The following is a 24,740-nucleotide window of genomic DNA, read 5'->3' on the forward strand; positions in this document are numbered from 1 at the left end:
GCATTGCATGGATCCCCCCGCCTGCCGCCGGGCACTCTCCTGCACCCGGCGGCGTTGTGTCGGTGGTCCTCACCGCTGATGGCCGCTCCCTGCCCTCCGTGCCGTCCTGGCTGGGGCCGCCACCGCTCCGTGGCGGCTGGCCCGATGCTGTCCGTTCTTCCGGCCCGATCGCATCCACGCAAGGCGTGGATCTACCTTGGTGCCGACCGTTGGTCGGCACGCTTGCAAGAGGCCTACCGGCGCTGCGTGCCCTCGTCGCGACTTGCCTGCGGGAACTGGAAGGCACTGTTGGCGTCATAGCCAGCGTTGGCAGTATTGCCACGCGCCGGCGGGTTGATGCTGCTGGTGCCGCTGCCGAAGCCGAGGATCTGCACACTGATCACCGAAGGCTGGTTGCGCCGCGCATCATCCTGGCTCTTGCGCATCACATCCTGTGCCGCTTGGCTGGCGCTGTTGGCTGCTGCACTGGCCGAGGCCAGCGCGTTGACGTTCACCGTGGCCAGCACGGGCAGGCCCTTGCTTTCACCCTGTACCTGGATGTTGGCGGCATTGAGCACCTGCAGCGCGGCCAGGTTGATGTTGCCCGAGACGCGGATGCCAGCCTCGCCCGCATCGATGGTGCCCAGCGGCGCGATCAGGTCGACGTCGCCCGGTCGTACTTCGGCAATGGGGTTCAACGTTGCGATACCTGCACCACTGGCCGGGGCCTGCGGCGACAGGATCACGTTGCCCCAGCCGTCATAGACGCGACGCGGTGGCGTGTACAACAACGTGGTCTGCGAACCACGACCGGCGTTGATGTCACCCTGCTCCGACCAGGCCAGGATGTCTCCGCCGAACGTTGTCATCACCCGAGACAGCCCCAGCAGAACGCTGTCCTGGCTGAACAGACGGATGTCACCCTGCCCCTGGGTCACCAGCCCGGCACTGGCCGGCGGCACCACGCCCTGCACACCCACCACGATCTGTCCGCCCGGCGCCATCAGCTCGATGTTGCCGCCGGCTTCGGTACGCACGCCGGAGCCTCCGTACATCAGGATGTCGCCGGTGCGCTGGATCGTCGCCCCCGTCGCATCCTTGTCCGGCATCAGCGTGGCGATGGCCTCGCGGCCGCGCAGGTAAGAACCGAAACGCGGACCTTCGGCATCGGTGTACTCGCGGCCACCTTCACGCAGTTCGGCGTAGTAGACCTGGCGCAGGAAGATGCGCTGCTGTTCCTTCGGCAGCCGGTCGAATGCTGCCAGGGCCTCGGCGCCATCAACCGCCAGACCGAAGCGCTGCTGCAGCCACTCCCTCAACTCCTTGTCGTAGATCTTCACCGCCTTGCCCGGCTGCGCAGCCAACGACTGCGAGGAATCGGCGAGGTTGGCCGGATCCAGGTAGTGCGTGCGCAGTGCATCGAAATCAATGCCCTGGTTGCCGGCAGTCACTGCGATGCTGGCGCCGGGACGGGCATCGCCTTGCACGACGCCGCCCAGGCTCACGATGCTTCCGGCCTCTTCCTGGCGCAGCTGCCGGCCCGCACTCACTTCGACGTTGCCGGGGCCGGCAACCGTCAGGTTGCTGCGGATGATGTCCCGGCCCGCTTCGATCCCGCTGATATCGGTACCGCTGGTGTTGAGCGCGGTGACATCCGCGCCGATCACATCGCGACCGGCGCGCAGCTGTACCGCCGAGCCCGCTTCGTACCAGTCGAATACGGTACGCGCGCCGTTCTCGGCATTGCGCGACAGTTGCCGCCTGTCGCCGCTTCCCAGCCCGATGATATCGCCGGCCACTGCATAGAACCGGCTGGCCACGGTCGGTGTGGTTGGCAACAGCACGCCGAGCGCGGTATTGGGACCGAAGGCAAAGTACGGCAGCGTAGTGCCAGGACTGGCGCCGTTCCCGTCCGCGGGTACATTGCTGCGCACGGTTCCTGCGTTTCCGGGGCCTTGCGCGATGAAGCCGGGATTGAATGGGCCGGGGACACGGGCATCACTGCTTGAGCGCACAATCTGAGTGGCCCGGTCGGTAGCCAGGATCGATCCTCCCGCCAATACCTCCAGCCGACCCGACGCCGAGGGCGCCAGCACGATGACGTCCTGGGCATCGGGCACGCTGCCACTGCGCAGACTGGCGAGATTGATGTTCCCGGAGGCCGCGATGGCCGTGAACCGGGAGGGATACAACCAGTAGTTGAGATAGGCATCGCCATTGCTGGGGTTGATCCTGATCACCTCCCTACCCTGGTTGCTGCCGGTCGTGTGCTGCGTGCCAACCAGGCCCGGCGAGAGATTTCCGCCTGCGGAGAACAGGTCGAGCGCGGTGCGCGGCGTCCACAGCGAGAACCAGCTTGTGCCCGACGCGTGGCCGCCCCCTTCCAGCAGGATATCGTTGAAATTGGCCACGGGAACCCGGCCGGGATCGGCGGCACTACCCAGTACCACATCGCCGCGCGCCTGCACCTGGGCGGTGGAATCGCCCAGCACCAGCACCGGCCCGGCCATCGCAACGGGTGCGTCGGCCACGAACGGATTGTGCAGGCCCAACGTGCCGTAGCTGCTTTGTATCGCGCTGAGACCGCCGATGCGCGCCGCCTGCAGCAGCGTGCTGCCGCGTAGATTGGTCACGGTGCCGTTGAGATCCAGATCCTGCTGGAAACCTTCGGGCTGCTGCGCGCTTGCGCGCAGGCCGGGGTTGACCGCTCCGCCGCTTCGCAGCGTCAGGTCTCCGCCCCCCGTCAGATGCAATTCACCGTTGCTGACCCGTCCGGTCGACCCGACCGCCGCGACGATCGCGCTGGAATGGGGCGCCGTCAACAATCCCAGAGCATTGCCCATCGGCGCGATCACGCCCGAGTGGCGGCCTGCTTCCAGGGACAGATTACCGCCGCCCAGCGTGCCGAAACCGGTAAAGCCGACCAAGCGAGGCGTCGCATCCAGCTCAGGGCCCACCGTGCTGTAGGTACCGAAATTGATCCACCAGCTGGTTGCGCTCTGCACTACACCAGCAGTCGTGCCCGATCCCTGGCGCCACAACCAGTTGCCCACCGCGGCGCTGGAATGCCCGGCCTGGTCGCGCTGCGGCGTGCCCGCCTCTGCGCGCGCGCTCCAGGTATCACCGGTGATATCGCGGCCCGCTTGCACGTGCAGATTGCCACCCTGGTCGGGATACCACGCCTGGTAAGTGGCGATGGCGGCATCGTAGCGGCCGGACGCCTGGACCGGGCCCAGCAGCGCGGTGTTCCTGGGCACTGGGGCCCGCCCCGGGGTGAACTGCGTGTCACGGCCATCACCCAGCGCCGTCGGCGCACCTGCGGTGTACACACCGAAACCGGACTTCATGCGCACATCCTGCGCGGCCAGCAGCGCCAGGTCACCCTTGCCGGTGCGCAGGACGCTCCAGGCCGGTGCACCCAGGCGCTTGCCATAGGTCGTGACTTCAGTCAACGTGCCGCCGCCATAGCAGTAGCCCATCGCCGCGCAGATTTCTTCCTCCGACATGCCCATCTCGGCCCCGAGTTCCGTAGCCGGGCGGCCGACCCACGATTCATCGCCCCACCATGCCAACGAGCCTTCCTTGTCGACCAGGCGCGGGGCCGGACCGCAGTAGGGTCCGGAATCACAGACATCGCTCTCGGTCATGCCAAGCTCCCGAGCGAGATCCGCTACGGGTTTTCCGACCCACGACTCATCGCCCCATAGATCCAGCGAGCCATCCACGGTGATCACGCGGTCGCCCTTCCATTCCGTCGTCGTGGTCACCGTACCGATGGTGCTGTAGTGGCTGTCGGCCAGCACGATGCTGCCGTCACTCCCCCAGCGCCGGGTACGCGGATCGGCGGCGGTCGTATCAGCACCGGCCACCGCGGTCAGGTCCCACGAGGTGGTGCCTTCGGGCAGCATGGCCGCCAGCGCCCAGTTGCGGCCCTGGCGTCCGCTGGCATCGGCCGCCCGCAGCTTCACCGGTGCATCGCCTGGCAGCTCCACCTTGGTCATCGACGGGATGATCGCACCGGCATGCAGGTTCAGCGCGCCTGAAAGCTTCATCGCCATGGGCAGGGCGACGCCGGCCGGCCACACCTGTGCGGCCAACGGCGCCGGCGTGCGCAGGCGGAAACCGGCACCCAGTCGGGCACCGGACTGCAACGCCAGCGCCTGTGCCAGCACGGTGCCGGCCACCATCACCTGTCCGCTGCCTGTGGTCACTACCGCGCCCAGCACGGTACCGGCCGGCAGCAGCAGCGGCCCGGACAACACCATCTCCGCCGGTAGCACGGTTCCGGCCGGCAGGGTTACCGCCTCGAAGGGCAGCGCATAATTCAGCGTGGCACCGGCGCGGAACTCGGTGCCGCCCTGGAGCTGGACACCCTCGCCCGGCACGATCAGGTCACCGCCAAACGCGGTGTTCGGTGAACCCGTACTGCGTCCTTCCAGCAACACCCAGCCGTCTTCATCGGGATTGGCAGGCGGTGGCGCGAACCCATCGTTGATGCTGCCGTAGACATTGACGTCGCCCTCGGCACGCAGTACCAGCGCGGCCGACTCACCGAAGCCACGGCGCGCAGGATCGGCCCGGTTCGACTGCGGTCCGTAGCGGTAGCCGGACAGATCGATATCACCGGCCACGACCAGATCACCGCGCGGGTTGTCACTGCTGGTTCGCGCCATGATCTGCACACCGGGGCGCAGGCGATAGCTGCCCAGTGCGGAGATGCGCTGCTGCAATACGGTATTGGCCAGCGCGGCGTTCATCCACTGGCTGTTGTCCGGATCCACCACCGTATCCAACCATTGCTGGTTGATCACCTGCGGACGATGGCCATGCACGTCCGGAGCGCTGGCCAAAGGCGCCGAATCATAGCTGCGGAAGGCGTTGACCTGGAGGTCGCCGGCGCCGGCAATGCGGATGCCGCTGGCCACTTCGATTGCTGCATCGTTGCTGCCCACGCGGGGCACGTTGAGCTTGACGCTGCCGCGCGCGCGGGCGTCGTTCTGGCCCGGGCCGCTACCGGTCGCCACCGACGTGCCGGCGCGCAGGTCCATCGAGGCAGCCGCACCCAACTGCAGGCTGCCGTTGGCCGAGGTCAGTTCGATCATGGCCCGGTTCGGGCTGTCGATGATCTTGCCGTAGCTGTCCACGCGCAAGGCGCTGCCATGCGCGTCCAATGTGCCATCGATACGCAGCACGTCGCGGGCGGACAGGCGGATGCTGCCGACCTGTTCGCCACTGGCATCAACGCGGCCATTGACCTGCAGGCTGCCGCCATCGACGCTGATATCAACGTTGCGGGCCTTCACCTCATCGCCGATCACCAGGTCGCCTTCGCTCAACTGGAAGGTCCGGCCACCGGTAATACCACCGGCGGTAAGCCGTGTATTGAGCCCGGAGAAGTCCTGCAACTGGCGTGCGCGCACCACCACTTCGCCACCGTCATAGGGCACTTCGGTGCCACCGGCGTCGTAGCGGCCGCTGGCACCGCCAAGCAACGAACCTGCCAGATCGACACGGCCGCCCTGCGGGCCCAGCGCAGCAACGGTCAAGCGGCCGCCGCGGTTGTTGCGGGCGGAAAGATCGATCCGCGACGCCGCGTCGGCAACGATGTCACCTTCGCGGCTCGACAGCGCCACGTCACCGCCCCAGCTGTACTTGTCCACGTCGAACAGGCTGACCTTGCGCCCTGCCATGTCCAGCACTGCATTGCTGCCAAGCACCACGCCCTGGCGTGCGTTGGCCTCGAACCTGCCGGACGCCAACGCCACCCTGCTGTCGATCACAACGCGTTCGGCCGTGATGGACAACTCGGCACCCAACGCATCGCTGCCCGCGGTCGCCGCGGCGCCGCGCAGCTGCACCGTACCGCCATTGCGGATTGCCAGCTGCGCACCGGCATCACCGGTCAGCAGGGGAGTGACGATGTCCAGCGCGCCGCCACTGAACTGCCAGCCGCTGCCTGGCAGATAGTCGCCCTGCTGCTGGAACACATCGAGGCTGCCCTTGCCCGAGAACAGCATGCGGTCCGACGCTGCCAGGGTAACGCCGGCAAAGCCGAGCACCTGGCGACCGGCCGCCACAGACGAGTTGGGGCGGGTGAACGGCGCACGCCCCAGTTCCAGCACCCGTGTATTGATCTCCAGCTGCCCTTGGCCGAGCCGGCCCACCATCGCCTCGCCGGGCGGTTGTGCCAGCTCGCCGCCGGGCAGGTCGGTGCCGGCCAATGTCCCATCCCAGACCAGCGTGTCGGCGAAGATGCGCGCGCGGTCGGTGGCGGCAGCATAGCCGTGGATGGCCGGCGCACCCAGCACCAGATTGCGCAGGCTGCTGCGACCGGTCGCGCCATCGCGCGTATCCAGGTCGACACTGCCGAACACGTTGATGGCATCACGCGCGGTCAGGCTGAGCGCCTCCAGTGCGGGAGCGCCGATGGCGGTGTTTCCGCGCAGCAACCGCTGCAGCACCTCCTGGTTCATGGTCATGCCCGTGGGCAGGCCGCCGGCCGCCGACGCCATCGCAATGGCCTCGGTGCTGCCCAGGTTGAGTGCGGACATGCCCAGGCCGAGCTGGCGCGTGCCATAGCTCAGCGAGTCACCCATGTTCAAGGCGCCGTCGGTGACCACGTTGATGCTGCCCGCCGACAGCAAGCGGGTCTGCCCACTGCAGTCCGCCTCGCAACCGCCGATGTCGATCGCTACCGGCCCGCCGGCACTTCCGCCCTGTGCACTGAGCGCCGTCAGGCGCTGGTTGGACACGGCAAGCAGGCCGCCCGCGACCAGGTAGGGCGCCGTGGGCTGCGCCACGCTCGACGGGCCCGACTGGGACAGGGTGTCGATCGAAACGCCCTGCTCGACCAGGATACCCCTGCCTCCGAACGCGGCCGACAGCAGCACTTCCTGCGCCGTCAGGTTGACGCCGTTGCGCACCACGATGTGCTGTGCGCCGCCCTCCAGCGCATAGGTGGTTGCATCGCGCCGCAGCGTGCCGCCGATCAGCATCGTTACCGGACGGAATGCATTGAGCGTGGTATCGGAGACGGTAGCGCCGCGCCCGCTGGCGGCATCGGCGCCCTCGCTGGCGATCTCCAGCGTTGCACCATTGGAGACACGCAGATTGACCGAGAGCGTGCCGCCGAGCCCGTCACTGCTGCCGGCGCCAAAGCGGGACAGGCCGAGGAAGGTTGCCGCCGGGGTACCCGACCGTCCTGCGCCTTCACCGAACACCAGGTTGAGGCTCCCGGCATCCACCGTCCGCCAGCGCAGCGCTTCGCCACGCCGCTCGGCCACGCCCTGCACGAACGCGTTGTAGGAGGTTTCGTTGTAGCCGGCGTGGCGGCGAACCGCCTCCGCTGGTGTCAGCACCAGGTCGGTGAGCAACGGCGACACCGCCCCGCCCAGGCCCTGCGCGCGGTGCCCGCTGATGCGCCAGGAGCCGGTGCCGGTCGCCACCGGCGAGACGTTGCCCAGCGCGCTCTCGGCGCCGATCTCGACGCGGAATGCGCCCTTCTGCAATGCGTAGTTCGCCGGCAGCAACGTGTAGTTTCCCGCCGGGAGTCCAGGCACGCCGTCCGGAATGACGATCTCCTGGCCGACACGGGGATCGACGCTGCCGTCACCGGTCGCCAGCGGTGCCTGCACGTCCGCTCGGCCCGGCACGATTGCGTAGACCGCATTGCCCGCGCGACTGAAGCCATAGCGTGGATTGGCATCCGCCAACGAATGCCGCAGGACATCGACCGAGCCACCGCGCCCGGCGACGAACGCAGCGCCGGTCAACTCACCTCCGCCGGAGACATCCACGATGCTGCCTGCGGCACCGTTGAAGGCGTTGGCGACGATGTCCACACCGATCGGGGCATCGATCGATCCAGGAACCAGCACATCGAACTCGGCGCCGTTCCGGCGCCATGTCACACCGTCCACGGTACCGCCAAACGGAAGCGCCAGGCCGGCGCCACTGATCGAGGTCACGCTGCCACCCAGCAGGTCGACGCGGCTGGCGCGATTGGTGTTTCTTTCACCGCCACCCAGTTGGACGCGGCCCCACGGCGCCTGCACGTTGCCGCCCTGCACCACCGTCGCCGCGACCAGTTCCAGGCGGCCGAATGCCGAATCCGGTGCCGGTTGCGTGGCACTGCCAACGCCGTGGATGCGCAATACAGCCTCCGGGTTCTGCCAGGCAGGCTGTCCCGACGGACCGATGTCCGCAACGCCAGCGACGATGCGCCCGCGCGCCCGGGCCGCCGGGTACAGACGGGCTGCACTGATATCGATCGAACCCGGGGACGACAACGAAGTTTCCTGGGCGCTGCTGGCTCCCGGTGCCAGCAGGCGGATGTCGCCACGGCTGTCCAGGTTGACATGGTCGAAGCCCGCCAGCCAGCTAACGTCGCGCAGGTCGATCAGGTTCGCCTTCACATCGAAACGATGTTGCTTCCCTTCGTCGAACCGCGCCTCGACCGGCCGCAGCGTGCCCTCCCCCGCCGGCTGCCACCAGCGTCCCTGCGCAAGGCGCACGTAGGGCGCGCTCAGCAACAGGCGGCTGCCCTCGCTGTTGCCTTCCGCAAACCCCAGGGCGCGCTCATTCATGCCATGGATGCGCAGGCTCTGGTCCATGCGCAGATTGACATCTCCCTGGGCGCGGAAGTCGCCGAACAGGGCCAGATGATCGAAACCACCGGCCTCGATCTGCTCCACCGACAGTGCCGCATGGCCGTACTCAAGGCGTGCAGGCAGGTCCGCCGTCTGCGCGGCGTGCTGGGTCAGCGAGATCACCCGCGGCGCCAGCACGTCCTTGCCCACTGCCGTTCTGCCGTAGGTGCCGCCCCCAAAGGCAACACCGAGGGTGCCGCCGCGCGCGCCGTCGCCGCCCGCTGCTGCGTCCAGTTCGCCCTGCAGGTACAGCGCATTGCCCGCGCGCAGCACGATGCTGCCGCCATCGCTGTCCACCCGGGTGCGCCCGCTGCCATCAATGTCCAGCAGCGCCGAAGCACCGGACGCGTCCAGCCGCGCACCGCGCTCCACCACCACGAAGGTATCGGGCGGCAGGTGGCGTACGTTGTCCTGGTCTTCCCAGTCCAGCGCCCCCCCGATCTCGATCGTTCCACCCTTGCGCACCTGTCCGCGCAATGTCCGGCGCGCGTCGGGCAGGGAAACGCTATCGCCACTCACGTCAAGCAGTGCGCCTTCAGCGATTGTCCACTGGCGCTCGCGGCGTGCATCGCCGCGTACGCCCGACGGATCGAATGCCTCATCCAGGCGGATGCGGCCGCCGGCCGCCTTCAGACCGCCAGCCACGTCCAGGTTGCCGGCGCTGAACAGTTCGATCGACTGGCCGGCATCGACCTCGATCCTTGCACCCTTGCCAACGCGCAGATCGGCCGTGGACAGCAGATGCCCTGCGCGCAGTGCCAAGCTCGCGCCGCCGCGCTGCGATACACGCCCGCTGGCCGGATCCGCCTCATACAGCGACGGCGTCCAGGCCTGAACGCCCTGCTCGCGGGCCAGTGCCTGCTGTGCGCCCTCGGCCAGGCGCAGCGCCGGTCGTTCGACCTGCAGCTGGGTACCCTCTTCAACCGTCAAGCCGTTGTGACCGGCGATGTCATAGCCGGCGAAGCCACTCCTGAACAGTGCTGGCTGCAATCGCAGCGACGCCGCCGATGCATCCGTGCCAGGCGCGCCGATGGACACCACACCGCCGGTTGCCAACGTGAAGTTGCCGCTGCCATTGCCGAGCGCGCTGAAGCGTGCGTCCTCGCCGATACGGATCCGTCCGCTGCCGTCAGTGCCAACCTCGGTGCTGGCCGCGAGCAGGCTGGCACTGCCACCCTTGCCTACGCGCCCCTTGCCACTGGCATCGATCGCGCCGCCGGCATCGACCAGAATCGCGGCCCGCTCGCCCACATGGATGTCGTGGCTGCTGTTGAAGCGCACCTGTCCGCCGTCGATCCACGCCTGTGCGGGACCGCCATCCGGCGCAGCAAGCGCGTTGCCCCAACCGCCGCCAAGATCGATCCGTGCGCCGGCCGCAACATCCACCGCACCACGTCCGGACGTCAGCAATGCCGTGGGCCCGCCAAGCGCCGCAAGCAGATTTCCGGCTTCCACCTGCCCGCCGGCAATCTGCACCGTTCCACCAAAGTTGACGCGGCTTGCGGTGAGTCCAAGCCGGCCGCCCTCCTGCAACCTGAGCGTGCCATCGAGGTCGATACGACCGGCCGATGCGAGGTCCACCTGCCCCCATCGCTGGGCGCTCAGCACCTCACTGTCCAACCACACGGTATTGCGCTGTGCTTCCCCGACTGGCGCCTGCAGCGTCCACGGCCGGGTGTCGGCCTGGAGCGCTCCAATGCGGACATTCGAGTCGAACACCGCGCTGCGCCCGCTGTTGTCGAAACGCCCGAGCCAGAGCTGGGCGTTGCGGGCCGCCGCCGTCTGTGCCTGCGCGTAGCCCTCCTGCTCCTGATCGGGCCGGCGCGTCTGCTGTGCGCCCTGGAAGGCCACCGTATCCACCTGGCCCTGCAGAACGGTCGTGGGCGCCGAGATCAACAGGCGGCCAGCATCGCGTCCCACGGTATAGCCATTGTCGAAACGCTGGGTGGGTGCCACCAGCGGATTGCGGAACGATTCGGTCATCCCCCACCGTTCCTGCTTCACTTCATAGCCCTGGTACAGACCGTCGTACAGCATCTCGGCCGGTGCATCATCAAGCCGGTACAACTGCCCGTCGCGGCCCCGCAGCCAGCTCTGCTGCACCACGCCGGACTGCACATCCAGGCTGCCACCGGCCAGATTGATGCGCGAACCGGCGTGGCTGACCACTTCCTTGCCTGCCAGCTGGACGGTGCCGCCCTGCGCCGCCCATTCGCTGATCGAATGCCCCTGATTGTCCAGGTAGCCACCCACTTCCAGCAGGCCGCCGCCGGCATACCAGCGCGTGCCTTCATAACCGCCGGTACCGGCGGCAACTTCGGTCAACTGGCGGCGGTCGATCCACACCTCGCTGCTGATCAGCTTGCCGCTGTCACGGTTGTCCGGCGAATCGCGCAACTCATTGCCCTGCACCTTCACCTTGACGTTGTTGCTTTCCATCGCCACCTGCACACCCACCGCACCGGAGACGTCCACGCGCGCGCCATCATCCAGATAGCTGCGCCGACTGGCGTCGGCGATCACCTGGCCGCCGGTGGCCACCGCCAGCGAACCGGCCTGGAAGTTCACATCGCCGCCGGAGACGACTTCGATGCGGGATTGCTCACGGCGGTCCTGCAGGCGCGAGAGATTGTCGAAGGTGCCACTGTTGCTGGAACCGCGCAGCTTGTCCTGCTCGGCCGATTCCTTGATGAGCGCGTTGCGCTGGCTGTCCAGCGCCGTGCTCTTGCCATCGTCTTCCAGCAGTACTGCCGTGGTCGAGCCGGCGGCCAGGGTCACGCTGCCGGCCGCATCGGACGCCGAGTTCAACAGGTGCACCGTACCGCGCTGGTTCAACGTGGTGGTCGCAACCGCAACGCCGGCCTGCTCGACGGTGCGGCCGGCCAGCGTGACATCGCCTTCGCGCGCCTGGATCAGACCACTGTTGCGAACACTGCCCGCCGTGCTGTCAGCGACGAAGCGCGGGGCAATCTCATTGCCGCGGGTGGTGGACGCGGTGTTCTGGGCGGTTCCCACGCCGCGACGGATCACGAAACTGTCACCGGCGGCCAGCTGGGTCTGTCCCTTGCGGGTTTCAATCTGGCCCGCGTTTTCCACGCTGTGGCCAGCCAGCAGCACATAACCGCCGCCCCGTGTAGCCGTGGTCGGTTCGTGCGTGGTGATGCGCGCACCGCGTTCGACCATGACCTTGCCCACGGCGTCGGTCAGCGCCGAGGTGTTCGCGTCGGCACTGTACAGGCCCTGCTCGCGGAACTGCGCATCGCTGATGCGTGCGGCCGCTGCCACCAGATTGCGGACATTGACCTGGCTGTTGTTGCCGAACACCACACCGTTGCGGTTGGCCACGAACACCGTGCCATTGGCCTTCAGCTGGCCAAGGATCTGGCTGGGCCTTGCGGCGGGATCATTGACCCGGTTCAACACGGCCCAGTCGGGGTTCTGCAGGAAATTCAGTGTGGTGTTGCCACCAATGTTGAAGGTTTCCCAGTTCAGGATCGCCTGGTCGGCGGTCTGCTCGATGTTGACCAGCACCCGCCCGTCGGCCGCCTGCGACTGGATCGCGTCGCGCGCATTGATCCAGCCACGCGTCAACGGATTCTCGTCAACCTTCAGGCCATCGTTGCCCAGGCCATCGGCCACTACGAATCCCGCCTCGCGGCGCGCCTGCCGTGCCTGTTCCTGCAGGCGCTGCTGCAGGGCGATGGCCTGCGCGGCCGTACCAAGGTTGTCGATCGACTGCTGCAGCTTCTGCCGTGCCGCATCCTGCTGCTGCGCGGGTAGCTGGAACTGGATCGGCACACCATTGGGCATGCGCCCGCTCTGTGCGGCCGCGCCCTGCGCCGCACCGCGCTCGGCGAACCAGCCGGGGCTGAACGCCTGTTGGGCCTGAGTGGCCGGAGCCACCACGCTGCCCAGGGCCACTGCGACGGCCCAGGCCATCGGGTGGCTGCGCCACAGGGCAGCAGGGAAACGGGCGGTGGGCGAATGCGGGTGCGACATCGGGGACCTCGTCAACCTGATGGGCCGCGCTGGCGGCGGCGTGTACGGATGGGCCTGCGCCAGGCACGCCCTGCACCTCATAGACGGTGGCGGCGGCGTGAAGGCGACAGGCGCATCACTGTCATGCAGCGGACATACGCAGAAGGCGCCGGCATTGCTGCCGGCGCCCTTGTACGTTTCCTGCAACTACCAAAGCAATCGCAGTTACAGCGGACGGCCGATGCCCGAGCAGGTGCTGGGGTTGTTCACGGCCCCGGCGTTGGTGGCGGTCGCAAAGCGGGTGCGGATCGCATCACGCCAGGCCTTGGTCAGCGGGATGAACTTGTGCGCGCGGATGGCGGCGTCGTTCGGGCCCTGCTCCACGCCGTTGATCACCGTGCTGCCGTAGTGGCGGGTCAGGAAGCCGCGGATGTTGGCGCCCACGGTGCCGTTCTTGTAGCACTGGCCGAACACGAAGTTGGTGTAGCCCGCGATCGGGTAGCCCGCGTTCGGGTTGCCGAACACCGGCACCCAGTTGGCCGGGTTCTCAGCGGCGGCATCGGTCGGCGGAGCGACGGTTTCCAAGGTCGCCTGCACGCTCACTTCGTCCGGCGAGAAACCCTTGACCTTGGCGACCTTGGTGGCGTCGGTCAGGCTCGGGATCACGTCCGGGCCGACGTAGCCGATGCGGCCATCGGCAGCGTACACGGCGTTGTACACCGAGGTGCCGCCGGTGGCCGGGGCAGCGACGAAGTTCGACGGAACCGTGGTGAACAGGTTGGCGAAGGTCGACTGCACCGAGAAAGCCGGCACGCCATTGGTCAGCTTCAGCGCGGTACCGGAGACGTCGGCCGGCTTGCAGGCGCTGGTCAGGAAGCGGGCCAGCAGCTCGGTGGTACCGCTGCTCTCGCCACGGTAGACCACCTGGATGGCACCGCTGCGGGCGCTGTCGATGCTCGACCAGCTGGTGATCTTGCCGGAGAAGATGCCGCAGATCTGGGTCACCGACAGGTCAACGGCCGAACCGGCCTTGTTGAACGGAATCGTGACCGAGGTGGCTACCGACGGGATCTGCACCAGGGCGCCGTAGCGGTTGGCATCGCCGGACACGTTGTAGGTGCTGTTGTAGGTATTCAGCTCGGTGCTGCTCAGCACCGAATCGCTACCGGCGAAGTGCACGGTACCGGTGGTGGAGAACAGCGCCGAGTTGTTTTCCAGGAAGGCCTTCTTGCCGGTGCCCGAACCGGTCACGGCGTAGCTGAAGTTGGCCGGCAGGATGCTGTCAGCCGAACCCTTGTAGAGGTCGGCCGGCAGCGAGGCGCCGCCGCCGGTGACGGCGGTCTGGGCCGAAGCGGCACCGGCAGTGGCCAGCAGCGCGGTGGCAACCAGCGCGGCCAGGGTCTTGTACTTGTTCATGATCTTCTCCTGAAGGGTTTACTGCGAAGGGAAACACCAAGGGAGGAACGGTCACTACACGCCTGCTGCCGCCGAGGGCCTCCCAGCCCACTCTGCGGCGACGTGTCCATGCTGGTCCGCGCCGATGACAGGCCGCTTAAGAAACCTGTGGAAGATCGGAAAAAGGTGTGGAGGATTGTGTGGAGAATCGAAGGCACGCCGTGCTGCGCGCTCGCCGGGCATGGCCCGGCGCTACCCGTGTTGCGCGTTGCGCATCACTGCACCAACTGGTTCATTTCCATGATCGGCATCAGCACCGCCAGCACGATCGTCAGCACCACGCCCCCCATCACCAGGATCATGGTCGGCTCCAGCAGCGCGGTCAGCGCCATTGCGCGACGCTCGATCTCCCGCGAGATCGTCTGCGCAGCGCGATCCAGCAGCGGCGCCAGCGAACCGGTCTTCTCGCCACTGGCCACCAGATGCACCAGGATCGGCGGATACACCTTCTGTACTTTCAATGCAGAACCCAACGCAGCGCCTTCGCGTACGCGCGCGGACACGTCGTCGGCGCAACGCGCCAGCAACGCGTTGCCCAGGGTCTGCCGCGCGGCCTCCAACGCGCGCAGCAGCGGCACGCCCGCATCCAGCAGGATCGCCAGCGTCGAAGCAAAGCGCGCACTGTTCACCCCCAGCACGAAGCGCCCGACCATCGGCACCCGCATGAGCATCGCGTCCCAGCGCAGGCGCAGCTCGGGCCGGCGCAGCGCCAGCCACCACACCACCACCAGCGCAGCGATGCCCAGCCCTACCCACACGCCCCAGCTGCGCACGAAGGCGCTGGCCGCCAGCATCACCTGGGTCAGCATCGGCAGCGTCTGCCGCGCCTGCACGAACGCGGTCACCACCTGCGGCACCACGTAGCTGAGCAGGAAAATCACGATCGCCACCGATACCAGGCTGATCGCCGCCGGGTAGATGAAGGCGGTCAGCACCTTGGCCTGCAGCGCGTTGCGTTCTTCGATGTAGTCGGCCAGGCGCTCCATCACTCGCGCCAGGTCGCCGGAGTCTTCACCTGCCCCCACCAGTGCCCGATAAATCGGTGGGAAATCGCGCGGCCGCGCGGCCAATGCCACGGTCAGGCGCTGGCCGGCACGCACGTCGGCGCGTACCGCGGTGAGTGCCTGGGCCACGTGCGGGCGCTCGGCCTGCTCGATCACCGCACTCAATGCGCCTTCCAACGGCAGGCTGGCGGCCAGCAGACTGGCCAGCTGGCGCGTGGCCCAGGCCAGCTCGCTGGCGGACAGCCGCCGAGCGCCCCAGCCACTGCCGGCACTGCGCGCCGCGCTGACCTGCACAGGCGTCAGCCCACGCCCGCGCAACAGCTGGCGCGCACCGCGCGGGCTGTCGGCATCCAGCTGACCCTTCTCGATGCGGCCCTGCGCGTTGGCAGCCTGGTAGTCGAACAGTGCCATGCAGACCTCAGTCGTCGCCGGTGACGCGCAGGATTTCTTCCAGCGTGGTCACCCCGCTGTCGACCCAGCGCTGGCCGTCCTGTCGCAGGGTCCGCATGCCGGCACGCCGTGCCGCCTCTCGTAGCGCAGGCTCGCCCTGCCCTTCATGGATCAACGCGCGCGCGCGGTCGTCCACCACGAACAACTCATGGATGCCGGTGCGTCCTCGATAGCCGCTGTTGGCGCAGGCCGCGCAGCCCACCGCGCGCCATACGGTGCGACCCTCGCCGTCCACCTCGGCACGACGGCACTGCGTGCACAGCCGCCGCACCAGCCGCTGCGCCAGTACGCCGCGCAACGACGAAGCCAGCAGGAACGGCTCCACGCCCATGTCGGCCAGGCGGGTCACCGCCGAGATCGCATCGTTGGTGTGCAGCGAGGCCAGCACGCCATGCCCGGTCAGCGACGACTGCACCGCAATCTGTGCGGTTTCCAGGTCGCGGATCTCACCAATCATGATCGTGTCCGGATCCTGACGCAGAATCGCGCGCAGCGCGGTGCCAAAGCTCATGCCGATGCGCGCGTTGACCTGGATCTGGCCGATGCCGGCGAAGTCGTACTCCACCGGGTCTTCCACGGTGAGGATGTTGCTGGTGCTGCTGTCGAGCTGGCCCAGTGCGGCGTACAGCGACGTGGTCTTGCCGCTGCCGGTCGGCCCGGTGACCAGCACGATGCCGTGCGGCTGCCGGATCAACCCGGTAAACGTGGCCAGGGTGTCATCGGCCATGCCGAGTCGCTGCAGCTGCAGCCGGCCGGCATCCTTCTCCAGCAGGCGCAGCACAGCACGCTCACCATGCCCCGTCGGCACCGTGGAGACACGGATATCCAGTGGCCGGCCGCCCACACGGATCGCGATGCGCCCGTCCTGCGGCAGGCGCTTCTCGGCGATGTCCAGGTGGGCCATGATCTTGATGCGCGACACCAGCGCCGCATGCAGTGCGCGCCGGGGCTGCACCATGTCGCGCAGCGTGCCGTCCACGCGGTAGCGCACCACCGAATGGGTCTCGAACGGCTCGATGTGCAGATCGCTGGCGCCATCGCGTGCAGCCTGTGCCAGCAGCGCATTGATCATGCGGATCACCGGCGCATCGTCCTGCGCATCCAGCAGATCGGTGACCTCCGGCATGTCCTGCATCAGCCGGTCCAGGTCGACTTCGCTTTCGGCGGCACCGACCACGGCAGCGGCATCACCGCCGTCACGGTACTGCTCACCCAGCCGCTGCTGCCAGGTCGCGGCATCCAGTGTCTGGAACGGCAGCGGTCCATGCCGGCGGCGCAGCTCGGCCACGGCCCACGCCGCGGTGTCGGCGGTGCCAAGCAGCACCGGCTCGCCGCCGGCCTCGGACAGCATCACGCCATGGCTGCGCACCCAGGCGTACGGCAGCGGCGCGGCGGCGCTCACGGCCCAATCACCAGTTCCGGCGTGTAGCCCAGCCCACGCAGCTGCTGCAGTGCCGGGTCCAGCGTTGCCGGATCGCGCGGCAATCGCACGCGCAGGCGCTGCCCGCTCTCGCCCGGCGTCGCTTCGGCATAGGCCTGCAAGCCCAGTGCCCGCACCTGCGCCACGCCCTGGCTGGCACGCGCCGGGTCCAGCCCCTGTGCGAACTGCACCAGCTGAGCATCGCCGTCACCGGCCGGATACAGCGCTGCCAGGCTGGTGTTCTGCAACGGCTGGCCCTGGCCATCGCGCGCATTGCCCTGGCCGAGCACAGACAGGTCCTGCGGCGGCAACTGCGGTGCCGACAGCGCCGGCAACGCCCAGCTCTGCACGGGTTGCGCACCGGCCTGCGCATTGCGCATGTAGTCGTAGCGGTCGCGGGTCAAACGCTGGCCGGCGGCGGGGTCACGCACCACGTGCGGGCGCAGGAACACCATCAGGTTGGTCTTGGAGCGCTTGCGCGTATCACTGCGGAACAGCGCCCCCAGCACCGGCAGCTTGCCCAGCCCCGGCACCGCATCACGACCGTGGCTGACGTTGTCCTCCAGCAGGCCACCCAGGACCATGATCTGGCCATCGTCCAGCAGCACGCTGGTATCCAGCGCACGCTTGTTGGTGATGATGCCGGCGGCACTGTTGGCACTCTGCGCGTCGATGCTGCTGACTTCCTGGTAGATGTCCAGCTTCACCGTGCCGCCCTCGGAAATCTGCGGGCGCACCCGCAGCTTCAGGCCCACGTCCTCGCGCACGATGGTCTGGAACGGGTTGTTGCTGCCACCACCGCCGTCGGTGACGTAGCGGCCGCTGACGAACGGCACGGTCTGGCCGACCATGATGCTGGCTGCCTCGTTGTCCAGCGTCATCAGGTTCGGCGTGGACAGGATGTTGGCGCCGCCCTTGCTCTGCAGCGCGTTGGCCAGCGCTTTCATGTTGAGGATCTGGCCGACACCGGGCAGGTTGATGGTGCCGTCGATCACGCCGATCTTCAGGCCATCCTTGGGCAGCACGTCCAGCGTGGTACGCGCGCCGGTATTGAGCCCGCTGCCGCCGGTGGCACCACCGAAGTGGGTGCCACCAAAGGTGCGTCCATTGCCCAGCATCCACTGCACGCCCAGCTCAGCCGCGTCGGTCTGGTTGACCTCCACGATCAGGCTTTCCACCAGCACCTGTGCACGGCGCTGGTCGAGCTGGTCGATCACACGCCGCAGGTTGCGGTACACCGGCTCCGGTGCCGAGATCAGCAGGGTGTTGGTGGCCACGTCCGCCTGCACCGAAATGCCGTTCTGGCTGAAGCCGGTGCTTCCTGCGTCGATCGGGTCACGCCGGCTCGGGTCCAGCCGCTGCGATTCCAGCGCATTGCCTCCGGTCTTGGCCTGCTGCGGCTGCGACGGCTGCGCGGGCGCGGAACGGTTGGCGTCACCCAGCAGTGGTGTGATGCCTTCATTGCTGCCCATCGCCGCTGCATCGCTCTGACCCGCCACCACGCCTCGCAGCACACCGGCCAGCTGGTTGGCCTGGGCATTGCGCAGGTAGACCACATGCAGGTTGCCGGACTCGTCCTGCGCGCGGTCCAGCTTCTCCACCAGCTGCCGCGCCAGGCGGGTGCGCCCGGGGCTGCTGGAACGCAGCAGCACGCTGTTGCTGCGCGGGTCGGCCATCACCACCACCCTCTGGGTGGGCTCGGCGCCCTGCGCATCCAGCAGCGGCGCGACCATCGCCGCGACGTCAACGGCAATCCCCTGCTGCAGCTTCACCACATCGGTATCCATGCCGGCCGGTGTATCGACGCTTGCGATCACCCGTGCGATGCGCTCCAGGTTGTCGGCGTAGTCAGTGATCACCAGGGTGTTGTTGCCCGGATTGGCGGTGATCGGATTGTCCGGACTGATCATCGGCCGCAGCACCGCCACCAGCGCGGCTGCGTTCTCGTAGCGCAGCGCGAAGGTGCGGGTGGTCACCTCACCGCCGGCACCACCAGTGCCGACGCGTCCTCCCAACAGCTTGGCATCGGCCTGCGGCACCACCCGGCTGACGCCGCCGTTCTCTACCACGGCGAAGCCACGCATGCGCAGTGCGCCCAGCAGCAACTGGTAGGCCTGGGTACGGCTGACCGGGCCATCGGAAACCACTGTCATCTTGCCGGTCACCCGTGGGTCGACCAGGAACTGGCGGCCGGTGAAGCGTGCGGCCATGCGCAACACGCCACCGATATCGGTGTCGACCAGGTTCAACTGCACCGGCTCATCGCGGGCGTCCTGCGCCAGCACCGACGCCGGTGCGTGGGCCATGCACACGATCAAGGCCAGTGCGGTACTGCAGGCAAGGCTGCGCATCGCCCTCATGGATGGGCACCCACGTTGAGCGCCATCACGATGTTTCCGGAAATCCGTGCCGCCGGCATGTTCGCATCCCCTGTGCGTGTCAGTTGCAGCTGCTGCAGTTCGATGGCCGGATCGGCCAGCACGGGCAGCAGCCAGTTCCACAGCGCGTCAGCGGGCACCGCGTGCACCTGCAGGTGCCAACGCCCGTCGCGCGCTTCGATATGCAGTCCGTCGGCGAGGCCGGCTGACTTGATTCCATCACGCAACCCGGCCATCGTCGGGCGCTGCCCCTGCGTCTGCTGCTGGCGCTCGCGTGCCTGCAGCAGTGGTGCCAGTACACGCGCCTGTGCCTGCAGCCGCGGCAGCTCGGCCTGCCAGTGCGTGCGCTGCTTCAGCAGCGGCTCCAGCCACAACATCCACAGACCCGCCGCGAGCAGCGCCACCACCATCACCCACAGCATCAGCCGGTCGCGCGGTGGCAGGCGTTGCCAGCGTTGCTGCAGGCCTGCCAGTCCCTCGCCCAGTCGCAAGGTTCGGGTGGTCACTGTCCAGCCCCGTTCACCCGCAGGCGTCCACCGGCTTCGCGCGCCAGCTGCAGGCCCTGCGCCCGCACCGCCTGCTGCCAGCGTTCAAGTCGCTGTGGATCATCGGCCAATGCCTGGGCATCGGCATCCAGCTCCATGTCCAGCTGGCCCGGTTGGTAATGCAGGCTGCGCACCTGCCCCGCCAGCTCCGGGACCGCCTGCAGCGTGCTGGCAACCTGGCGCTGCAGCGGCGGCAATGGCGGCGCCGGCGGCGGCACCGCAAGTGCTCGCCTCGCCTGCAACACCGGGTCCACCACATCGGTGACCTCCGGGAAGCGTGCGCTGAACTGGCGTGCCATGTCCTGTTGCAGGGCCTCGCCCTCACTTCGCCACCGCGAGACCTGCAGCTGCAGACCGAGCGCGGCCAGCAACATCGCCGCCAATGCCAGCCCGATCGCAAGCCGCGGCGCTTTCTGGCTCGCCCCGGGCAGCGGCAATGACCAGCCTGGCAAGGAGCCAGAGGCCTGCCGTTCATGGGGGATGGCGGTGGCCGGCAGGCTGTCCGGCCACGTGGGCGGCACACCATCGATCCACTGCACGGCCTGCATGCCGGCCTGTTGCAGGCGCACTGCCAACGCATGCATCACCGCACAGGCATCACGTCCGCCATACCATTGAACGAAACCCCGGTCGCGCCCGCTGCGTACCAGCAGGTGCTCGCCGCTGACCTGCAGCGTGGCATGACCGTCCTGCCAGGGCAGCAGCAGCGGCGTCGGATACAGCGCCTGCAACCGCAGTGCACACGAAGCCAGCAGCTGCTGCGCCTGCAGGAGCGCCTGCTGGCCCAGCCAGGCCACAGGAACCGTGCCGTCCGTCGCCTGCACACCGTGGGCCAGCGCTACCTCCTGCAGGTCATCCAGCAGCATCGCCTCCACCTCACCCTGCAGCGCCGACTGCAGACGGCGCCCGGACAACGGTGGCAACTGCAGTTCCAGCAGGATCAGGTCGTTCGGATCGAGGCAGGCATGCACCGCAGCCTGCGGATGGCGCAGGCCCAGCGCCGCCAGCGTGTCGCGGCCGTGAGCCAGCACCTCGCCCTTGTGCAGCTGCGCCCAGTCCACCGCGCTGTCGGCGCGCAGACGCTCAAGCGCCGGCAAGCGCACCCGAAGCTGCACGGTCATGCGCCGATCCTCGTCCACACGCGTTGCACACGCACGCCATCGTCGCGGTACTCGCGCCAGAGCAGCGCGCGAAAATCAACCGCGCTGCCGTCAGCCTGCACCTGGCCGACTGCCAGGAACCACTCGCTATGGATACCCAGGGGAAGCACGGCCATCTGTTCGTTGCTCAGTTGAAGTCGATTGGCGATGTCGCCGCGGTTGAGCAGCCAATGACCGCCGTCGCGCTCACCGAGCAGCGCCTGCAGCCGTGCGGGCTCGACCGCAGGCGTCACCGCCTGCAGAACGCTCAGGTCGCTGGTATTGGCGTTGACCAGGGTCTGCGCCGGCAGCACCACGGTGCGTCGCGCCAGCGCCTGCAGTGCCACCGGATCGGCACCAGCCAGTGCCTGCGCGATCAGTGATTCGCGCGGCAGTGGGGCCTGTGCCTGGATGTCACCGTCGCGCAGGCGCGCCTGGATGTGGTCCGCCGCGGATGCGCAGGCACCCTGGCCCAGCCCCTGTGCAGCACACAACGCGATGAACGCGCGCCGCGCCTCGGGGTCCGGCCTGCCATGTGCCAGCAGGTTGCGCAGGTTGAACATCGACTGCGCATCGACCAGTTGCAGCTGCACCGGCAACGGCGCCTGCAGTTCCAACGGGCGCGCCCAGCGCCCGCTGCGCACCGTGGTCAGCTGTTCCTTTACATCCTCACGCAGCTGCTGCGCCGCACGCTCCAGCGTGGCGTCCACCGCCATGCGCACCTGCGCGCGTAGCTGGTCACCACGCAGCGCACGCAGCTGCGCCGACTGCCGGGTCAGCAGTGCCGTGGCAATCACCGCCACCAGTGCCACCACAAGCAGGGCGACGATCACCGCCATGCCACGTTGACGGACACTCGAAACAGAACGCATCCGGGCTGACATCGGCCTGCCTCACAGCTGCCAGGAGCCGATGTCCGCGTTCCCGGCGTCGCCGCCGGGCTTGCTGTCCGCGCCCAGCGAGAACACATCGACGTCGCCGTGGGTGCCAGGTATCTGATACTGGTACGGATGGCCCCACGGGTCATTGGGCAGGCGATCCAGATAGGGCGTGACCGGCATCGTGCCACCGCCCTGCGGGGGCTTCACCAGTGCCTGCAGGCCCTGCTCGGCACTGGGATAGCGACCGTTGTCCAGCTTGAACAGCTTCAAGGCCTGCATCAATGCGGCAATGTCCTGGCGCGCCGCCACCACGCGTGCCTGGTCGGGACGGTCCATCAACCGCGGCACGATCAGCGCGGCGAGGATGCCGATGATCACCACCACCACCATGATCTCGATCAGGCTGAAACCCTTCTGCCGAGCTTTGCGACCACGAACCTGCCTTGCCATTGTTCCGCCCTCGTCATCCTGGAAGAGACCGCTGCGCCATGGTCAGCGGTGCATGTGTCAGTACGATAAACATCCGCCGGCAATTCGCTGCGCGTGTGCCTGTACGGGCGCACCACGCGCAGCCGGTGCACATGCAGACTCGAACAGATGCCGCGGTACGCTGGCCAGCGCATCGTCGATGCAGCCGCGCAGCAACGGATGCGCGCAGGCCTGCAGCAGCCGCACGCACTGCATCGGAGACCACGCTGTTCCATGATCGAGGCCGATGAACATCCGATAGGCCTGGTGATAGCGCAGGTCGTCGTACACGCGCTGGGCACTATTCAGATCGCGCATGACCACCAGCAGGGCCGCGCGTTGCAGCAGCCGCGCATCGCCTGCATCAAGCGGCAGCGGGCTCATGGCCGCTTCGGGCCAGGGCCGCAGCTGCAGATCGATGGCTTTTCGCAGCGCCACCAGTGGGTGCGCACTACCATCCAGTGCCGCCCAGCGCGCCGCATCTACCCAGGCATCACTGGACAGCACCCAGACCCAGGAGTGCCCATAGCGCTGCACGTTCAATGGCGTATGCCGCGCCTGCTCCAGTGACTGGCTCAGGTGACGATCCAGCTCCAGCATGCTGATCCTGCGACTGTCTGCCATCGGCGCCGCCCGTGCTCCGCGACGCGTGGTGCGCCGTACTCTGGAGAAGACGTCAGCAAGGCAGGTGAAGCGACAGCGCACATGCAGCTCTGTGCGCTGCGTGGCGCTTCATCGCCAACGTCATCGCAGCGTCATCTGCCTGCAGGCTTCGCGCTCCAGTCGCGGTGCGTCGCCCCCGCAACGGCGCGCCAGTATCGCCACATCGCTGCGCGCGGCGAACGCGGCCAGCGCATCGGTCATCTCCGCGTCATCGCACCATGACCCCATCGCAACGCGCAGCGCCGGCAATTGCCAGCTGTCCATCACACCGTGGGTACCGGCCACGAACCAGTGCCACAGCCGATGGTGCAGCACCTGCTCATGCAGCTGCGCCAGATCGTCAATGCCATGAACCCCCGTCAACAGCAGTGCGCGCGCGAGGGCCGCAGGTGACAACGCACCGGCTTCAGACAGGGGAAGCGCCTGCTGCTGCAGGCGCAACAGCATCGCCAGCGGGTGCGACTGCGGATCGAAGTCCAGCAGCACAGCCTTTTCCTGCCACTGCGCGTCGGACACCACGCACACCCATGGCGAGCCGTAGCGGTGCACCATCAACGGCCGTCGCTGGGTTGTTTCCAGCAACGCCGACAGATTGCGACGCAGATCCAGCACACCGATGGTCTCGTTGCGCATCCTTGGCTTCTCCTTGCTTGCAACAGCCCTGCGCGGTGCGCACGGCCAGCGTCTTCATCTATCCAAGGACGGCAATGCCACCCGGAAAGCGACGCAGATCCAGCGACATCGTCAGTCGCAGCTGCTCCAGTGCCGCGTCCGGATCATCGATGCGGAAGCGACCGCTGACCGGTGCGCGCGCCAATGCCGATTCACCCAACAGCACCTTGCCACGACGATAACGGTTGATCTCGTCCACCACCTCGCGCAGCGGTGCGCGACGGAACACCAGCATGCCCTCGGTCCACGCACTCACTTCCGACGCCACGGCCTCGGCCACCACACCACTGAGGCGCTCGTCGTACTGGGTCTGCTGGCCCGCCTGCAGCTGCAGCCGGCCCTGCGGATGCTCGATGCGGGCACTGCCCTGCAGGCAGGTCACCCGCACCTGGCCATGGGTGTTGCGGACGTCCAGGCGCACCGCTCCCTCATCGGCAATCACGCAGCCCGGGCCCGCGAACAACGCCAGGCGCAGGCCGGCCTGGGTCTCGATCGCGGCCTGGCCCTGCACCAGCTCGAAGCCTTCGCCCTGCGTGTCCGCGCGGCGGCGCAGGCTGCTCTGCGTATCCAGTTCGATCTTCAGCTGCGGCGAGGGCGCGATCTGCAGTCGCTCACCGGTGCCAGTATGGAAATCGGCTGCCATGGCCGTCACCGAGGGCCACAGCCCCAGCGGCGGGCGGATGGCCGCCACCACTACCAGGCTGGCCGGGGCGGCAATCGCGGCGCCCAGGAAGGCGCGTCGGCTCCAGCGCTGGGCCGGCGTCGGCACGACCGGTTGACGCGCGGTGGCGGGCAGCTGCTCGCCTGCCAGGCGTACCTGCTCCCATTGCCGGCGCGCTCGGCCAAACGCTTCGCGATGACGCGGGTCAGCCTCACACCAGGTACGGAACCTGCGCCCGTCGGCGGCGGTCGCCTCGCCCGAGGTCAGCCGCACCACCCACGCGTGGGCCTGACGCTCGACGGCATCCAGCGGGCGTTGCGGGCGATCGTCAGGATCCATGAGGGCTCATGCCGGACCCGCACGCTGCGGGGTTCTGCTCGGCGTCAAAGTGTAGACGGA

General features: G+C 68.0%; 12 protein-coding genes. All 12 read right to left on the bottom strand.

Going from position 1 to position 24,740, the window contains the following annotated elements:
* Positions 1-233: 233 nt before the first annotated feature.
* Positions 234-12,626, bottom strand: a complete 12,393-nt coding sequence (locus ACZK4Z_RS12345) for a filamentous haemagglutinin family protein (protein WP_478450849.1) — start codon at positions 12,624-12,626, stop codon at positions 234-236.
* A gap of 204 nt (positions 12,627-12,830) precedes the next feature.
* Positions 12,831-14,021, bottom strand: coding sequence for a substrate-binding domain-containing protein (locus ACZK4Z_RS12350; protein WP_010485337.1), 1,191 nt, complete (start codon positions 14,019-14,021; stop codon positions 12,831-12,833).
* 254 nt (positions 14,022-14,275) lie between these two features.
* Positions 14,276-15,475, bottom strand: coding sequence for a type II secretion system inner membrane protein GspF (gene gspF, locus ACZK4Z_RS12355; RefSeq protein ID WP_430371380.1), 1,200 nt, complete (start codon positions 15,473-15,475; stop codon positions 14,276-14,278).
* A gap of 7 nt (positions 15,476-15,482) precedes the next feature.
* Positions 15,483-16,916, bottom strand: coding sequence for a type II secretion system ATPase GspE (gene gspE, locus ACZK4Z_RS12360; RefSeq protein ID WP_019659863.1), 1,434 nt, complete (start codon positions 16,914-16,916; stop codon positions 15,483-15,485).
* Complete coding sequence (gene gspD / locus ACZK4Z_RS12365) at positions 16,913-19,294, bottom strand: type II secretion system secretin GspD (RefSeq protein WP_430371377.1); 2,382 nt, start codon at positions 19,292-19,294, stop codon at positions 16,913-16,915. Before gspD ends, gspE begins: the two co-directional genes overlap by 4 nt.
* The gene (gspM, locus tag ACZK4Z_RS12370) at positions 19,291-19,818 is read right to left on the bottom strand and encodes a type II secretion system protein GspM (protein ID WP_019659865.1); all 528 of its coding nucleotides are present in this window, start codon (positions 19,816-19,818) and stop codon (positions 19,291-19,293) included. The genes gspD and gspM overlap by 4 nt, the downstream gene beginning before the upstream one ends.
* Positions 19,815-20,978 carry a type II secretion system protein GspL gene (gene gspL / locus ACZK4Z_RS12375; protein WP_430372755.1) on the bottom strand — a complete coding sequence of 388 codons (1,164 nt, stop codon included), beginning with the start codon at positions 20,976-20,978 and terminating at the stop codon, positions 19,815-19,817. The genes gspM and gspL overlap by 4 nt, the downstream gene beginning before the upstream one ends.
* Positions 20,975-21,880 carry a type II secretion system minor pseudopilin GspK gene (gspK, locus tag ACZK4Z_RS12380; RefSeq protein ID WP_100445913.1) on the bottom strand — a complete coding sequence of 302 codons (906 nt, stop codon included), beginning with the start codon at positions 21,878-21,880 and terminating at the stop codon, positions 20,975-20,977. Before gspK ends, gspL begins: the two co-directional genes overlap by 4 nt.
* Before the next feature lie 9 nt (positions 21,881-21,889).
* The gene (gene gspG / locus ACZK4Z_RS12385) at positions 21,890-22,327 is read right to left on the bottom strand and encodes a type II secretion system major pseudopilin GspG (protein ID WP_049409475.1); all 438 of its coding nucleotides are present in this window, start codon (positions 22,325-22,327) and stop codon (positions 21,890-21,892) included.
* 57 nt (positions 22,328-22,384) lie between these two features.
* On the bottom strand, positions 22,385-22,969 hold the full coding sequence (locus ACZK4Z_RS12390; RefSeq protein ID WP_478450851.1) for a hypothetical protein: 585 nt from the start codon (positions 22,967-22,969) through the stop codon (positions 22,385-22,387).
* A gap of 120 nt (positions 22,970-23,089) precedes the next feature.
* Entirely contained in the window at positions 23,090-23,641 is a 552-nt protein-coding gene (locus ACZK4Z_RS12395) for a hypothetical protein (protein ID WP_329831907.1), read from the bottom strand.
* A 58-nt stretch (positions 23,642-23,699) separates the two neighbouring features.
* Entirely contained in the window at positions 23,700-24,680 is a 981-nt protein-coding gene (locus tag ACZK4Z_RS12400) for a FecR family protein (RefSeq protein WP_430372749.1), read from the bottom strand.
* Positions 24,681-24,740 lie beyond the last annotated feature (60 nt).

It is taken from the genome of Stenotrophomonas sp. 71799_Sma (assembly GCF_056482505.1).

Coding starts and splice junctions, on each gene's coding strand:
- ACZK4Z_RS12345 (WP_478450849.1), bottom strand. CDS start 12,626: ATGTCGCACCCGCATTCGCCCACCGCCCGTTTCCCTGCTGCCCTGTGG.
- gspF (WP_430371380.1), bottom strand. CDS start 15,475: ATGGCACTGTTCGACTACCAGGCTGCCAACGCGCAGGGCCGCATCGAG.
- gspG (WP_049409475.1), bottom strand. CDS start 22,327: ATGGCAAGGCAGGTTCGTGGTCGCAAAGCTCGGCAGAAGGGTTTCAGC.
- ACZK4Z_RS12390 (WP_478450851.1), bottom strand. CDS start 22,969: ATGGCAGACAGTCGCAGGATCAGCATGCTGGAGCTGGATCGTCACCTG.
- ACZK4Z_RS12350 (WP_010485337.1), bottom strand. CDS start 14,021: ATGAACAAGTACAAGACCCTGGCCGCGCTGGTTGCCACCGCGCTGCTG.
- gspK (WP_100445913.1), bottom strand. CDS start 21,880: ATGTCAGCCCGGATGCGTTCTGTTTCGAGTGTCCGTCAACGTGGCATG.
- gspD (WP_430371377.1), bottom strand. CDS start 19,294: ATGAGGGCGATGCGCAGCCTTGCCTGCAGTACCGCACTGGCCTTGATC.
- ACZK4Z_RS12400 (WP_430372749.1), bottom strand. CDS start 24,680: ATGGATCCTGACGATCGCCCGCAACGCCCGCTGGATGCCGTCGAGCGT.
- gspL (WP_430372755.1), bottom strand. CDS start 20,978: ATGACCGTGCAGCTTCGGGTGCGCTTGCCGGCGCTTGAGCGTCTGCGC.
- ACZK4Z_RS12395 (WP_329831907.1), bottom strand. CDS start 23,641: ATGCGCAACGAGACCATCGGTGTGCTGGATCTGCGTCGCAATCTGTCG.